This window comes from Curtobacterium sp. KBS0715 (genome assembly GCF_005938005.2).
In the GTDB taxonomy this organism is placed as follows: Bacteria; Actinomycetota; Actinomycetes; order Actinomycetales; family Microbacteriaceae; genus Curtobacterium; species Curtobacterium flaccumfaciens.
Genome location: NZ_VCCA02000001.1, coordinates 2,295,381 through 2,309,185 on the forward strand (window position 1 = coordinate 2,295,381; position 13,805 = coordinate 2,309,185).

Here is a 13,805-nt window from a genome sequence, read left to right on the forward strand (position 1 = left end):
ACACGGCGACACCGTCGGTCACGTTCCGCAACACCGCTTCGCCGTCCGGCCGAACCGTCCTAGCGTCGCCCCATGACCGTGCCCGACCGCATCACCCTCGTCACCGCGCTGCAGGGCGCCGGGTGGCATCCCGCCGCCTGGCGCGCCGCCGGCTCGGCAGCACAGCGCCTCACGAGCCTCCGGCACTGGCGCGACGTCGTCGTCGAGCAGGACCGGCTCGGAGTCGACGCCGTCACCCTCGAGGACTCGTTCACCGCCGGCCCCACCGACCCCGACGGCGACCTCGACACGTCGACCGTCGTCGGCCGCCTCGACGCTCTCCTCGTCGCGAACGCGGTCGCCCCCGCGACCCGCGCGATCGGTCTGGTGCCGACCGTCTCGGTCACGCACACCGAACCGTTCCACGTCGCCACGGGCCTCCAGACCCTCGACCACGTCTCGCTGGGGCGAGCCGGGTGGCGGATCCAGGTGAGCCCGACGACCCGCGAGGCTGCGCTGTTCGGCCGCCGTCCCGGCGGCGACGACGCGGCCACGCTGTTCGACGAGGCCCGCGAGGCCGCCGAGGTCGTCTCCCGACTCTGGGACAGCTGGGACGACGATGCGATCATCCGCGACGTCACGACCGGGCGCTTCATCGACCGCGACCGCATCCACAACGCGGCGTTCTCCGGTTCGTTCGTCTCGGTGCACGGCGCGTCGATCGTGCCGCGGTCGCCGCAGGGGCGGCCGCCGGTGTTCGCGCTGGCACACCGCGCCGACGCGGCGGCGTTCGCGGTGGATGCCGCGGACGTCGTGCTGGTCACGCCAGGATTCGACGGCCGGGAGGCGCGGGACGCGCTGGCACTCGTCCGTGACGCCGAGCAGGCGGCCGGGTCCGACCTCCGTCGTCCGGTCCTCGCGGACCTCGCGGTGCTCATCGGGTCGTCGCCGGCAGCCGCCGCCGACGAGCTCGCCGTGCTCGACGGGGCCGCCGGGGGCCCGTACGCCGTCGGCTCCGGGTCGGACACGTCCGTCCTCGCGACGACGGTGCCGGACCTGGTGACACGGATCGGGGACCTGCGGGCCCTCGGGTACGCCGGTGTCCGGCTCCGTCCGCTGCGCATCCCGATCGACTCGACCGCCATCGCGCGGCAGCTCGTCCCGGCGCTCGTCACCGCGGGGTTCCGCGCCGACGTGGCGTCCCGTCCCACCGCCGACCTGCGCACGCGGCTCGGCATCGCGCCGGCGGTCAGCCGGTACGCGCGTCCTGCCGTCACCGGTGCCGGTGTCGGTTCCGGTGTCGGTTCCGTCTCCTCGGGGGTCTCAGCATGAGCGCCAAGCGTCAGGTCCACCTCGCCGCCCACTTCCCGGGCGTCAACAACACCACCGTCTGGAGCGACGACCGCGCCGAGAGCCAGATCGCGTTCTCGTCGTTCGAGCACTTCGCCCGGAACGCTGAGCGCGGGTTCTTCGACTTCCTGTTCCTCGCCGAGGGGCTGCGGTTGCGCGAGCAGAAGGGACGCATCCACGACCTCGACGTCGTCGGGCGCCCGAACACGCTCGCGATCCTCGCGGCGCTGGCCGGGGTCACCGAGCACATCGGGCTCGTCGGCACGCTGCAGACCACCTTCAACGAGCCTGTCGAACTCGCGAAGCAGCTCGCCACGCTCGACCACCTGACGGACGGCCGCGCCGGCTGGAACGTCGTGACGAGCTCGGACGCGTTCCACGGTGCGAACTTCCGCCGTGGGGGATTCCTCGACCACGCCGACCGGTACACGCGGGCCGCCGAGTTCGTGGAGCTGTCGCGCGAACTCTGGGACTCGTGGGAGTCGGACGCGATCGTGGCGAACGGATCGGGCGCCGCCGGGACCCTGACCGCAGGGGCCTTCGCCGACCGCTCCCGCATCCACGACGTCGACCACCACGGCCCGCAGTTCGACGTGACCGGCACGTTCCCGGTGCCGCGCAGTCCCCAGCGGCACCCCGTGATCGTGCAGGCCGGCGACTCCGACGAGGGGCGCGACCTCGCCGCCACGAACGCCGAGGTCATCTTCTCGCTGCACACCGAGTTCGACGACGCACGGTCGTTCTATGGCGACGTCACCGAGCGCCTGGAGCGGGTGGGGCGGTCGAAGGACGAGCTGCTGATCCTGCCCGGCGCGACCTTCGTGCTCGGCGACACGGCGGACGAGGCCGAGGAACGTTCCCGGGCCATCCGCCGTGCCCAGGTCAGCCCGGCGACCGCGATCGCGTTCCTCGAACAGGTGTGGAACCGTGACCTGTCGTCGTACGACGTCGACGGGCCGTTGCCCTCGATCGAGCCGGACCTGGAGAGCGCCGACATCACCCGTGGCCGCGTCCGTCACACCCGCGACGTGCCCGCACTGGTGCAGTCGTGGCGCGACCTCGCCGCGGCCGAACACCTGTCGATCCGTGACCTGGTCATCCGCGCCTCCACCCGTGGCGGCTTCGTCGGTACGCCCGCGCACATCGCCGCCGAGATCGACCGGTACGTACAGGAGCGCGCCACCGACGGCTTCGTCGTCGTGCCGCACACGAACCCGTACGGGCTCGACGAGTTCGTCGACAGGGTCGTCCCACTGCTGCAGGAGCGCGGCGTGTACCGGCAGTCGTACGACGAGGGCGCCACGCTCCGCCAGACGCTCGACCTGCCCGGACGGGTCCTCGACCGGCAGCGGGTGCTCGCATGAGCCCGGTCCCGCTCTCCGTCCTCGACCTCGTGCCGGTGAGCAGCGGGTCGACCCCCGCCGAGGCCCTTGCGAACACGGTCGACCTCGCACAGCGTGCCGAACGTGCCGGGTACGCCCGGTACTGGCTGGCCGAGCACCACCTGAACCCCGGGGTCGCCGGCAGCGCCCCGACGATCGTCATCGGTGCGGTCGCCGCCGCCACCTCGACCATCCGGGTCGGCAGCGCCGCGACCCTGGTCGGCAACGTCCGCGGGCTGCAGATCGCCGAGACCTTCGGCACGCTCGCCGCGCTGTACGGGCCGCGCATCGATCTCGGGCTCGGCCGCTCAGGAGCACCAGCACCCGGCACCCCGAAGCCGCCGTCGCTCGCCCCGCGGACCGACCAGGTCGTCGACGGCCTGCTCGTCCCCGCGCCGTTCGAGTTCCGCATCGCGCCGGGCAGCCGGTTCGCCCTGCAGGGGGAGCTGCTCGGCCGGGTGCCGGGCGACGTCGACCGGTTCGCGGGCGAACTCGACCTGATCCGCGGCCTGTTCGCCGGCACGTGGTCACGAGACGGTGCGCTGATCGGGGCGCCGCCAGCCGGGGGTGCCGCCGTCGAGCTGTGGATCCACGGCTCCACCGGCGGCGAGAGCGCCCGGATCGCCGGCGCGCTCGGGCTGCCGTACGGCGCGAACTACCACACGTCGCCCGGCACGGTCCTGGCGTCGGTGCAGGCCTACCGCGACGCATTCCGCCCGGGCGTGCTCGACGCCCCGCACGTCATCGTCTCGGCCGACGTGCTCGTGGCGCCGACCGCGGCCGAGGCGGACCAGCTCGGGCTCGGGTACGCCCAGTGGGTGCACTCGATCCGCTCCGGCGTCGGGGCGATCGAGTACCCCACCCCGGACCAGGCTCGAGCGACGCGGCTGCCGGACGAGGCCGCCGCGTCGGTGGCGGACCGGCTCGCGACCCGGTTCGTCGGCGACCCGGCACACGTCGCGGAACGGCTCGAGACGCTCCGGCGGGTCACGGGAGCGGACGAGTTGCTCGTCACGACGATCGCGCACGACCACGACGCCCGGGTGTGCTCCTACGAGCTGCTCGCCGCGGAGTGGGCGGCGCGCGCCGACCTGCGGGAGCCGGCGGCCGCCGCGCGCTGACCGACGCGGAACGACTCCGTCGCTGTCGTCCGACAGCGACGGAGTCGTTCGTGCGCGCAGCGCACGGTGCGGGCCGGGCACGGGGTGCGGAACCGGGCACGGGGTGCGGAACCGGGCACGGTACGGCCTGGAGGCACGGTGCCAGGCCGCCACGGGCCTCCCGTCCGCACCGTGGTGGCGTCGCGGACCTGTCCCGCGTTCCGGGGTCGCCCACAGCTCGAACGGTGCGTCCCGAGCGACATCGTCGCAGTCGTACGACTTCGACTTCGTCGTTCCTGCTCGTCCGCGGAAGCCCGCGCACGCAACGAGCGACACCGCCGAGGTCGTACGACCTCGACGGTGTCGCTCCGCATCAGCCCCAGGCCCCGATGCGCCGAACCGGGCGCGCGCGGCCTCAGCTGTTGTCGAGCGGCAGACCCTCGGGGTTCACCTCGGACGTCGTCACGGCCTCGTTCGACAGGTTGTAGGCCGCGAGCCACTTCGCGTAGGTGCCGTCCTCAATGAGCTCGTTGATCGCCGCCGCGACCGGCTTCGCGATGCCGCTGTCCTGCTTCGTCGTCGCGGCGATGAGCCCCTGCAACGAGGAGCCGGCGCCGGAGTACGTGCCCGCGGTCGTCGTCGGCTTCGCGGTGCTCTTGCTCTGCGTGTTCTGGTAGGCGATCGTCGGGTTCGGACCGAAGTATGCGTCGATCTTGCCCGAGTCGAGTGCGAGCCTGACCGCGTTGCCGTCCGGGTAGTACTTGATCGTGAAGTCCTTGCCCTTGGACCGGAGCTCCTTCTGCCACTCGAGCAGGATGTTCTCCTGGTTCGTGCCGGAACTGACGGACAGGGTCTTCCCGGCGAGCACGGATGGGTCGCCGTCGAACCGCAGCGAGCTCGAGGCCAGCACCTGGAACGCCAGGTTGTCCTGCCGGTACGAGGCGAAGTCGTACTTCTCCTTGCGCTGCTCGGTGACCGTGACGTTCGAGAAGCCGGCGTCGTACTTGCCGCTGTCGATGCCGACGAACAGGTTGTCCCACGTGGCGTTCTGCACGTCCGCGCGCAGCCCGAGCTTCGCGGCGACGAGCCGTCCGAGGTCGGGCTCCGATCCGGTGATGGTCTTCTGGTCGTCACCGGTGAAGGCGAGCGGCGGGAACCCGGCGGGCAGGGCACCCACGCCGATCGTCAACTTGCCGGACTTCCGGACGGCGGCGGGGAGCGCGTCGTGCAGCTTCGTGTCCTCGGTGACCTCGAGGGTCGTCTCCTTCGCCGCACCGTTCGAGGCGGCGCCGATGGTGACGGAGCCGTCGGGTGCGCCGCTCGTGTCGGCGGAAGCGCCCGCCGAGCACCCGGCGAGGGCGACGACGACGCCGGCTGCGAGGACGAGGAAGCCGGCGCGGTTGCGCCAGCGGGCGGGGGTGATCGTGGACATGGTTCTCCTTGGGGTGCGTGCGGGGATCAGGGATCGGGTCAGGGGTCAGCGGACGCGGGACAGGAAGTCGCGCGTGCGGGTGTGCTGCGGGTGGTCGAGCACCTGGGCCGGCGGCCCCTGCTCGACGACCCGCCCGTGGTCGAGGAACACGACGTGGTCGGCGACCTCGCGGGCGAAGGCGATCTCGTGCGTGACGATGACGAGCGTGGTGCCCGTGTCCGCCAACCCCCGGATGACCCCGAGCACCTCGCCGACGAGCTCCGGGTCGAGTGCCGAGGTCGGTTCGTCGAGCAGGACGACCGACGGCTCGAGCGCCAGCGCCCGCGCGATGGCCACACGCTGCTGCTGCCCGCCGGAGAGCTGCCGCGGCCGGGTGTCGCCACGGTCGCCGAGTCCGACGCGCTCGAGCAGGGCCGCCGCGCGGTCGCGCGCCACGGCACGGGGGACCCCGGCGGCGATCGGCCCCTCGGCCACGTTCTCGAGCGCGGTCAGGTGCGGGAACAGGTTGAAGTGCTGGAACACGAAGCCGATCCGCGACCGCTGCCGCAGGATGTGCCGCTCGGGCAGCTCCTTCCAGCGCGGCACCCCGTCGCGCCCGGTCCGGAGACGGACGCCGATCGTCTCGCCGCCGACGGTGACGACGCCGCGGTCGAGCGGTTCGAGGTGGTTGATCGCCCGGAGCAGCGTGGACTTGCCGGAACCGGAGGGGCCGAGGACGACGGTCACGCTGCCGGACGGCAGCGACAGGTCGATGCCGTCGACGACGACCGTGTCGCCGAACGCCTTGACGGCTCCGTGGATGCTGATCGCTGCGCTCATCAGATGGTCCTGTCGTCGACGGTGGAAGCGGGGCCGGACGCGACCACGCGCGCGGCGGAGGCGGACTGCCGGGGGCCATCCGGGCCTCCATGCCGTCCCGACCCACGTCCGGAACCGCGACGCACGGCGGCCCGCACCCGCTGGAACGGCGTGGGCGGCAACGTCCGGACCGAACCTCGGGCGGTCCACCGCTCGACGTAGTACTGGACGATCGAGACCGCGCTGGTGAGCACGAGGTACCAGATCGTGGCGACGACGAGCAGCGGGATGATGTCCGTCGGGTAGGTGCTCGACAAATTCTGCACCACGCCGAACAGGTCGAGCAGCGAGACGTAGAACAGCAGCGACGAGGCTTTCAGCAGTCCGACGACCTGGTTGACGAACGCCGGCACGATCGACCGCAGCGCCTGCGGCAGGATCACCCGCACGAACTGCCGGCGACGGGGGAGCCCGAGCGCCTGCGCGGCCTCGTGCTGGCCGTGGTCGACGGCGAGCACGCCGGCGCGGACGATCTCCGACGCGTAGGCGATCTCGCTGAGGCTCAGCCCGATCACACCGATCGCCAGGTCGCCGAGCACGTTGGCGGTCGGCACCTGGAGCTGCGGCCCGAAGGGGATCCCGATGCCGATGGTCGGGTACAGCGACCCGAGGTTGTACAGGAAGACGAGCACCAGGATGAGCGGCACCGACCGGAACAGCCAGACGTACCCCCACGCGAGCCCGGACAGCACCGGGTTCCGCGACAGCCGTGCGATCGCGACGACCACACCGCCGGCGAAGCTGATCACCGCACTCAGCGCCGTCGCCGTCAGCGTCAGCTGCAGTCCGGTCAGGACGGCGGGGCTGAACAGCCACTTGCCGACGGCGGGCCAGCCCCACTGCTCGTTGGTGAACAGCGTCTCGACGAAGTTCAGCAGCACCACGAGCACGAGGGCCGCGGCGATCCACCGCAGCGGGTGGCGCAGCGGCACGACGGGGCGGTCGAGTGCGGCGTGTCCGGCCGCGTCGATGGTCGCGGTCTCCGGCCTGGAGGCGCGGCTCGGCTCGGGCGTCCGGCCCGCGTCGTCGACGCTGGTCGCCTCCCGCTGCGGGGCCCTGGTGGTGTCGGTCATGTCGCGACCGTAGGAGGCCCGGGCGGCGCCGACAACGCCTCGCGCAACACCCCGCCACGCGACGCAACACCCGGCCATCCGGCGCAACGCGGCGTCACAGAACGGTGTTCTGAGTGACGTTCCGTGACGGCCGACGGAGCGCTACCGTTGCGCCATGACAGCGCATCGTGTGACCGCCCCGGTGCTCCCGGCGGACGGCACCAAGGTGAAGGGTCCGGCGTCGTACTTCCCGAGCATCGAGGCGACGTACGGGCGCCCGGTGCAGGAGTGGCTCGACCTGGTCGCGGACCGGGTCGACGACCACCAGCACATGGAGGTCGTCGGGTGGCTGAAGTCCGAGCACGGCCTCGGGCACGGGCACGCGAACGCCCTGGTCGCCTACGTGCAGCACGCGCTGGCCTCCTGAGCCGTCGTGCGGTGCGGTGCCGTGGTGGGTGTCGGTCGCGCTGCTCGCCGCGTGGTGCCGCGGGCCGGTGTTGGTCGCGCTGTGGGTGCGGCGGGTGTCGGTGGTCGTTCCTAGCGTGGTGGGGTGGCCGAACCCGTCGATGCGTGGTGGCGCCGCCGACAGTGGTCGCGCGGCGAAGCGGTGCCGTACGCCGTCGGACAGTTCCGCGCCGACTGGGCGCCGTACCCGGTGCTCATCCGGCAGTACCACCCCGACTGGAACCACGGCGTCGTCCTGACCCAGGTCCCCCCGGCGGCCGAGGTCCTGCTCACCTGGGAGTGCGACGTCGGGCACGTCTTCGTCGCGACCCCGTCCGAACAGCGGTCCCGTCCGGGCCGTGAGCGCCGCCGCTCCGTGTGGTGCCCCGAGTGCGCGGTGCAGGCCCAGCCCCAGCGGTGGCCGGTGCTGCCGTCGGACTGGCCCCAGACGGTGCCCGTGCCGCAGCGGGTCGTCCGGAGTGCCGGACGACAGACCCTGCCCGCGGCTCCGGTTCGCGGGGTGCCGGCCGGAGCCGTCGCGTCGAGCCGTGCCCGCTCTCGTCGGCCCGTCGCCGGGTCCGCCGGCTCGGCCGGCTCGGCAGCGTCGGCCGGTGGCGCACCCCGTCGGGCCGCCCAGTCCGTTCCCCGCACGATCTGCCCGAAGACCCCGCGGCTGCCGTCGGGTGAGTCGTTCACGAGCGTCTGCGCCCCGGCGACGGCCTCGGCGGTCGAAGCGGAACTCCGGGGCATGCTGTCCGAGCGGTTCGCGTTCACGTACGACCACTCCGCCATCCGACTCGACCGCCCGTTCTTCGACCACGTCGAGGCCTGGCCGGACATCATCCTGCCCGAGCTCCGCGTCGCCATCGAGTACGACTCGACCGGTCGGCACGGGCTCGAGCACGTCGGCCCGCGGCAGGAGACCGACCGCAGGAAGGACCGAGCGATCCGCGCCGTGGGGTGGGAGGTCGTCCGCATCCGTACCGGACGGCTGCCGGAGCTCGGCCCGTACGACCTGCAGGTCTCGGGCATCTCCGGCCGCACCGTCGAGCGGTTGGCGGACACCCTGCGCGAGCTCCGGGGCGCGCTGTTCGTCGACGCGTACGCCCGGTGACGCCGCCGATCGGGGTACAGGCGCGGCGCGACGGGGTACGGCGCGGCTGGGAGCGTTCGCGAGCGACGGGTAGGTATACAGGGTGACCACCGTCTTCTGTCTCCACGCCCTCGGCGCCAGTTCCGAGGAGTTCGCGCTGCTGCGTGCCGAGCTCCTCGGCGACCTCGACCTGATCGGCATCGACCTGCCCGGCTTCGGCCGCAGCCCGGCGTCGTCCGGCACCACCGTCGAGGAGATGGCCGTCCTGGTGGAACGCGCGATCGGGGCGAGCGGCTCGACGGAGTGGCTGCTCCTCGGGCACTCGATGGGCGGCAAGGTCGCGACGGTGGTGGCCGACCGCACGATCTCCGGCGCGAACGGCCTGTTCGGGCTGCGGGCCGTGGTGCTCCTCGCCGCGTCCCCGCTCGCTCCCGAGCCGATCGACGACGACCGCCGCTGGACGATGCTCTCGTGGGCTGCCGGTGGCCCGATCGGCACCGAGGACGCCGAGGAGTTCGTCGCCGCCAACACCGCGGCACCCCTGGCCCCCGCGCGGCACAGCGCGGCGGTGCAGGACGTCGAGCGGACCGACCCCGCAGCCTGGACGGACTGGCTCTCCCGCGGCAGCCGCGAGGACTGGTCGGACGCCGCTCCGAACCCGGTGCCCGCCCTGGTGCTCGCCGGCGCCGAGGACGGCGACCTCGATGCCGACGCCCAGCGTCGCCTGACCCTGCCGCACTGGCCGAACAGCGAGCTCCACGTCGTCGACGGCGCCGCCCACCTGCTGCCCTGGGAACAGCCCGAGGCCGTGGCCGAGCGCATCCGCGGCTTCTGGCAGCGCCGGGTCGCGGGGTCGCCGGTCGTCCCCGTGGAGCACGCCCGAGTGATCGCCTCGCCGCGGGTCAGCGCCCGGACCCGGGGCCTGCTCGCCGAGCGCGCACTGCCCGACGATCCGGCGGCCGCACCCCACGCCCTCACGCCGACGCAGTTGGACACCCTGCGCGCGGTCGCGCGGATCGTCGTCCCGCAACCCGGCGTCGACCAGGTCGACCTGGCACTGCGGGTCGACGCGCAGCTGGCCGCGGAGCTCGGCGACGGCTGGCGGCCGGACGGCCTGCCGGTGGACGCCGAGGCCTACCGTGCCGCGCTCGACGTGCTCGCCGCACCCGCCCGCGACGGCGTGCTCGACCACGCCCTCGAGTCCGTGGCTGCCGGGCGGTACCGCGCCGACGGCGATCTCGACGCCGAGCAGCTGCGCGCGTGGTTCGAGGACGCCAGCGTCGACCTCGTCAAGCACTGGCTCGCACACCCCGCCACCATGGCCGCCATCGACTTCGACGGCTACGCGAACGGCGGCGACGGTGTCCGCAAGCAGGGCTTCCAGCTGCTCGCGGCGGGCCAGCGCGAGGCCTGGGAACCCGAGGCCCCCACCGACCCCGGCACCGCCACCACGACGGACACCGCACCGACGACCGGAGCTGCACGATGAGACTCGACGGACAACGCACGTACGGCACGGACGACGTCGTCGACGTGGTGGTGGTCGGCACCGGGGCCGGGGGAGCACCACTCCTCGCCTCGCTGGCCCGCCGTGGCCTGACGGTCGTCGCGCTCGAAGCCGGCCGCAACACCGAGCCGGGCGACCACGTGCCGGACGAGGTCGCCGCCCCGGGTGACATCAACTGGATGGACGAGCGGCTGAGCGGCGGCGGAGCCCCCACGGCCTTCGGCCCCAACAACAGCGGCACGGGCGTCGGCGGGTCGACGCTGCACTGGGGCGCGTTCACCCCGCGGCCGAGCGAGCACGACCTGCGGCTGCGGACCGAGAGCGGCGCGGGGCAGGACTGGCCGATCAGCCACGCCGAGCTCACCGGCTGGATCGAGCAGGTCGAGCACGACGTCGGTGTCGCCGGCCCCGAGCACTACCCGTGGGATCCATCCCGTCGCTACCGGATGCGTCCGCCGGCCCGGAACGCCTCGTCGGACATGATGATGCGCGGCACCGCGGCGGCCGGGATCACCGCGACCGATGCCCCGGTCGGCCTGACCACCGAGGACCGGCACCAGGAGCACCACGGGCTGCGCCAGGCCTGCGTGTCCTGCGGCTCCTGCCACCAGGGCTGCCGCAACGGCGCCAAGGTGTCGATGGACACGACCTACCTGCCCGCCGCCGTGGCGTTCGGTGCGGAGATCCGTCCGGAGTCCTTCGTGCACGGCATCGAGCTCGACGCGGCGGGACGGGTCGAGGCGGTCCTGTACACCGCCGACGGGCGCGAGCACCGCCAGCGCTGCCGGACCCTCGTCCTCGCCGCGGGCGGTGTCGAGACGCCGCGGCTGCTGCTGCACACCGGTGTCGCGAACGGCAGCGGACAGGTCGGCCGGAACTTCACCGCGCACGGAGCCACCCAGGTGTGGGCGCGGTTCGACGAGTCGATGCGCTCGTACCGCGGGTACCCGTCGTCGATCATCACCGAGGACTTCGTCCGACCGGCGGATGCCGACTTCGCCGGCGGCTACCTCATCCAGAGCCTGGGCGTGCAGCCGCAGACCTTCGCGACCTCGCTGGTCCGGGGTGGCGGACTCCGCGGTGCCGAGCTCGTCCGGGCGCTGCAGGACTACCCGTTCTCGGCTGGCGTCGGCATCAACGCCGAGTGCCTGCCGTACGACGACAACCGGCTCGAGCTGACCGACGAACTCGACGAGCACGGTGTCCCGCGTGCCCGGGTCTCGTTCACCCCGGGCTCGAACGAAGAGGCGATCCGCCGCCACGCGGTCCGCACGATGACGACCATCGTCGAGGCAGCCGGTGGCCAGGACGTCCGGGTGCTCGAACGCACGGCGCACACCATCGGCACCGCGCGGATGGGCACGGACCGGGAGACCTCCGTCGTTGACCAGGACGGCCGCTCGTGGGACGTCCCGAACCTGTGGATCGCCGACAACTCGGTGTTCCCGAGCGCGGTCATCGCGAACCCGGCACTGACGATCATGGCGCTCTCGCTCCGCACCGCCGACCGCATGCTGCAGGCCGCCTGAGCAGGCGCCCCGACGGCTGAGCAGGCGCTCCGCCTGCTCGGTCGTGCGTCAGCCCTGCAGCGCGAGCGCCTCGCTCGTCCACCGGGCGTGCAGGTCCCACGGGTCGTCGACCCCGGCGGCGACGGTGTCCACGTGGGCCAGGAGTTCCGGCGTCACCCGGAACCACTCGGTACCCGGGTACCGGCCGGCGGCGAACGCGGCGTGCCGTCGGCGTTCGAGGGTCCGGTCACCGCGCTCGAACGCCAGCAGGTCCTGGTGCGGGATCGCCGCGAGCCGTTGCCGGGGGTTCATCGTCGTGCCGATCTTGATGCGGTCGCCGAAGTCGTCGCGCATCCGCAGGTAGTAGACGACGTCGACCCGAGGGGGAGCGAGGTCGCCGTCCGGTACCTCCCCCCAGCGCCACTCGCACCGGCCGCACACCATCCCCGAGGGGTAGCGCACCCCGACCCGCGAACCGCACGCCGGGCACGGACCGGGCAGGGCGTCCTCGATGCCGGGGTGTTCGGCCGCGAGGTCGGCGACGAACGCGACGTGCGCGCCGCACAGGGGGACTCCCGCGAGACCGTCCGTGAGTACGCCCGCGCAACCCGGCACGCAGCACGACGAGGTGACCATGCGCGGAACGCTAGCCCGACCCACCGACGTGCCCCGGGCCTCCCGGCCGCTGCGCGTACCGGGCCGTACCGGGCGTCCCTGGTCGAACCGGGCGTACCTGGTCGAATCGGGCGTACCTGGCGTGTTCTTCCGACCAGGTACGCCCGTTTACACCAGCCATCGCGCGCGTTCTGGGAAGGAACGGGCGTACGTGCGGGATCCGGCCGCCCCGGCCGCCTGTGCCGCCGGGCGTACGGACCAAGACCGGGCGTACGGACCAAGACCGGGCGTACCTGGTCGAATCGGGCGTACCTGGTCCGTTCATCCGACCAAGTACGCCCGATTTCACCAGCCATCGCGCCCGTTCTGGGAAGGAACGGGCGTACGTGCGGGATCCGGGCGCCCCGGCCGCCGCGCGTACCCACCAAGAACGGGCGTACCGACCAAGACCGGGCGTACGGACCAAGACCGGGCGTACCTGGTCCAAACGGGCGTACCTGGTCCGTTCGTCCGACCAAGTACGCCCATTCCCACCAGCCATCGCGCCCGCCATGGGAAAGAACGGGCACGCAGACCGCCGTCAGTCGGTGAAGATCACCCCGACGGGCTCGCGCTTCTCCTCCTGGAACTCGTCCTCACCGCGACCGAGCGCCCAGTACGCCGACAACGACATCTCGCGCTTCTCCAGCCCCCAGTCGTCCTGCAGCAGCCGACGGATCGCCTTCATCGCGGTCCGCTCGCCGTGCGCGAAGACCTGGACCGGCCTGGAGGCACGCGGCAGCCCGCGGGCCGTCTCCAGCAGGAGCGTGCCCGGCTGGGCGCCGGTGGCGTCCCGGTGCAGCCATCGCAGGTCGACCCCGGCCGGGTGCCGGAGGTCCTGCTCGTCGGCGGGCCCGGCCACCTCGACCAGGGCGACCCCGGTGGCGGAGTCGGGCATCGACTCGAGTGCTGCGCCGATCGCGGGCAGGGCACTGTCGTCACCGAGCAGCACGTGCGTGACCGCCGGGTCCGTGGTGGGCGCGTAGCCGCCACCGGGCCCGGACAGGGCGAGCCGATCACCCGGCTGCGCGGACGCTGCCCAGGGACCGGCGAGGCCCTCGTCGCCGTGCACGACGAAGTCGATCGCGATGGTCCGCGTGGTGTGGTCGACCGCACGCACCGTGTACGTGCGGCGGGCGGGGCGGTTGTGCTTCGGCAGGGTCTCGCGCAGGGCTTCGAGGTCGTACGGCGGCAACAGTCCGAGCGACGGCTTCGCGAGCAGGAGCTTGACGTACTTGTCGGTCGAGCCGAGCCGGTCGGGGTCGGCCTGGGCGACGAAGTCCTCGAAGGCCGAGCCGCCCAGGTGCACGCGCACCATGTGGGGCGAGAGCCGTTCGGTGCGGTCGACGACGAAGACGTGCTGGGGGCGTTTGGGTTTCGAGCTCATCGTGGGGGAGCTTCCTCTCGCGGGTTCGGCGCCACCTGGGTGATCCCTGCTTGACGCGC

The 13,805-nt window shown here is 72.9% G+C and carries 12 protein-coding genes; 7 read left to right on the forward strand and 5 right to left on the reverse strand.

Features of this window, described 5'->3' with window-relative positions; genetic code table 11:
* Positions 1-72: 72 nt before the first annotated feature.
* The 3 genes from FFG40_RS11020 to FFG40_RS11030 are packed head-to-tail and all read left to right on the forward strand — an operon-like array spanning position 73 to position 3,832.
* Complete coding sequence (locus FFG40_RS11020; RefSeq protein ID WP_138803206.1) at positions 73-1,311, forward strand: LLM class flavin-dependent oxidoreductase; 1,239 nt, start codon at positions 73-75, stop codon at positions 1,309-1,311.
* On the forward strand, positions 1,308-2,693 hold the full coding sequence (locus FFG40_RS11025; protein WP_138803207.1) for an NtaA/DmoA family FMN-dependent monooxygenase: 1,386 nt from the start codon (positions 1,308-1,310) through the stop codon (positions 2,691-2,693). Before FFG40_RS11020 ends, FFG40_RS11025 begins: the two co-directional genes overlap by 4 nt.
* Complete coding sequence (locus tag FFG40_RS11030; protein WP_138803208.1) at positions 2,690-3,832, forward strand: LLM class flavin-dependent oxidoreductase; 1,143 nt, start codon at positions 2,690-2,692, stop codon at positions 3,830-3,832. The genes FFG40_RS11025 and FFG40_RS11030 overlap by 4 nt, the downstream gene beginning before the upstream one ends.
* A gap of 394 nt (positions 3,833-4,226) precedes the next feature.
* Here the strand turns inward: FFG40_RS11030 and FFG40_RS11035 are convergent, their stop codons facing one another.
* From FFG40_RS11035 to FFG40_RS11045, 3 genes are read right to left on the reverse strand one after another with little or no spacing between them, the layout of a single operon-like run.
* Positions 4,227-5,243 carry a transporter substrate-binding domain-containing protein gene (locus FFG40_RS11035; RefSeq protein ID WP_138803209.1) on the reverse strand — a complete coding sequence of 339 codons (1,017 nt, stop codon included), beginning with the start codon at positions 5,241-5,243 and terminating at the stop codon, positions 4,227-4,229.
* 45 nt (positions 5,244-5,288) lie between these two features.
* Complete coding sequence (locus FFG40_RS11040) at positions 5,289-6,062, reverse strand: amino acid ABC transporter ATP-binding protein (RefSeq protein ID WP_138803210.1); 774 nt, start codon at positions 6,060-6,062, stop codon at positions 5,289-5,291.
* On the reverse strand, positions 6,062-7,174 hold the full coding sequence (locus FFG40_RS11045; RefSeq protein ID WP_138803211.1) for an amino acid ABC transporter permease: 1,113 nt from the start codon (positions 7,172-7,174) through the stop codon (positions 6,062-6,064). Before FFG40_RS11045 ends, FFG40_RS11040 begins: the two co-directional genes overlap by 1 nt.
* A 154-nt stretch (positions 7,175-7,328) precedes the next feature.
* Here FFG40_RS11045 and FFG40_RS11050 point away from each other — a divergent pair, with 154 nt between their 5' ends.
* From FFG40_RS11050 to FFG40_RS11065, 4 genes are all read left to right on the forward strand, one after another.
* Positions 7,329-7,580, forward strand: coding sequence for a DUF4287 domain-containing protein (locus tag FFG40_RS11050; protein WP_138803212.1), 252 nt, complete (start codon positions 7,329-7,331; stop codon positions 7,578-7,580).
* Between the two features lie 123 nt (positions 7,581-7,703).
* On the forward strand, positions 7,704-8,711 hold the full coding sequence (locus tag FFG40_RS11055) for a hypothetical protein (protein WP_138803213.1): 1,008 nt from the start codon (positions 7,704-7,706) through the stop codon (positions 8,709-8,711).
* Positions 8,712-8,793: 82 nt separating this feature from the next.
* Positions 8,794-10,179, forward strand: a complete 1,386-nt coding sequence (locus tag FFG40_RS11060) for an alpha/beta fold hydrolase (protein ID WP_138803214.1) — start codon at positions 8,794-8,796, stop codon at positions 10,177-10,179.
* A complete protein-coding gene (locus FFG40_RS11065; protein ID WP_138803215.1) occupies positions 10,176-11,726 on the forward strand; it encodes a GMC family oxidoreductase in 1,551 nt (516 codons plus the stop codon). Before FFG40_RS11060 ends, FFG40_RS11065 begins: the two co-directional genes overlap by 4 nt.
* A 48-nt stretch (positions 11,727-11,774) precedes the next feature.
* On the opposite strand, the gene FFG40_RS11070 is transcribed toward FFG40_RS11065, so the two are convergent.
* Together FFG40_RS11070 and FFG40_RS11075 are read right to left on the reverse strand one after the other, a co-directional pair.
* A complete protein-coding gene (locus FFG40_RS11070) occupies positions 11,775-12,341 on the reverse strand; it encodes a GIY-YIG nuclease family protein (protein ID WP_138803216.1) in 567 nt (188 codons plus the stop codon).
* 559 nt (positions 12,342-12,900) lie between these two features.
* Positions 12,901-13,746: a siderophore-interacting protein gene (locus tag FFG40_RS11075; protein ID WP_138803217.1), complete on the reverse strand. Its 846-nt coding sequence runs from the start codon at positions 13,744-13,746 to the stop codon at positions 12,901-12,903.
* Between the last annotated feature and the right edge of the window lie 59 nt (positions 13,747-13,805).

Bases quoted from the DNA above. Each gene is read 5' to 3' on its own strand.
- FFG40_RS11025 (WP_138803207.1), top strand. From the start codon at position 1,308: ATGAGCGCCAAGCGTCAGGTCCACCTCGCCGCCCACTTCCCGGGCGTC.
- FFG40_RS11035 (WP_138803209.1), bottom strand. From the start codon at position 5,243: ATGTCCACGATCACCCCCGCCCGCTGGCGCAACCGCGCCGGCTTCCTC.
- FFG40_RS11020 (WP_138803206.1), top strand. From the start codon at position 73: ATGACCGTGCCCGACCGCATCACCCTCGTCACCGCGCTGCAGGGCGCC.
- FFG40_RS11050 (WP_138803212.1), top strand. From the start codon at position 7,329: ATGACAGCGCATCGTGTGACCGCCCCGGTGCTCCCGGCGGACGGCACC.
- FFG40_RS11045 (WP_138803211.1), bottom strand. From the start codon at position 7,174: ATGACCGACACCACCAGGGCCCCGCAGCGGGAGGCGACCAGCGTCGAC.
- FFG40_RS11040 (WP_138803210.1), bottom strand. From the start codon at position 6,062: ATGAGCGCAGCGATCAGCATCCACGGAGCCGTCAAGGCGTTCGGCGAC.
- FFG40_RS11070 (WP_138803216.1), bottom strand. From the start codon at position 12,341: ATGGTCACCTCGTCGTGCTGCGTGCCGGGTTGCGCGGGCGTACTCACG.
- FFG40_RS11075 (WP_138803217.1), bottom strand. From the start codon at position 13,746: ATGAGCTCGAAACCCAAACGCCCCCAGCACGTCTTCGTCGTCGACCGC.
- FFG40_RS11030 (WP_138803208.1), top strand. From the start codon at position 2,690: ATGAGCCCGGTCCCGCTCTCCGTCCTCGACCTCGTGCCGGTGAGCAGC.
- FFG40_RS11065 (WP_138803215.1), top strand. From the start codon at position 10,176: ATGAGACTCGACGGACAACGCACGTACGGCACGGACGACGTCGTCGAC.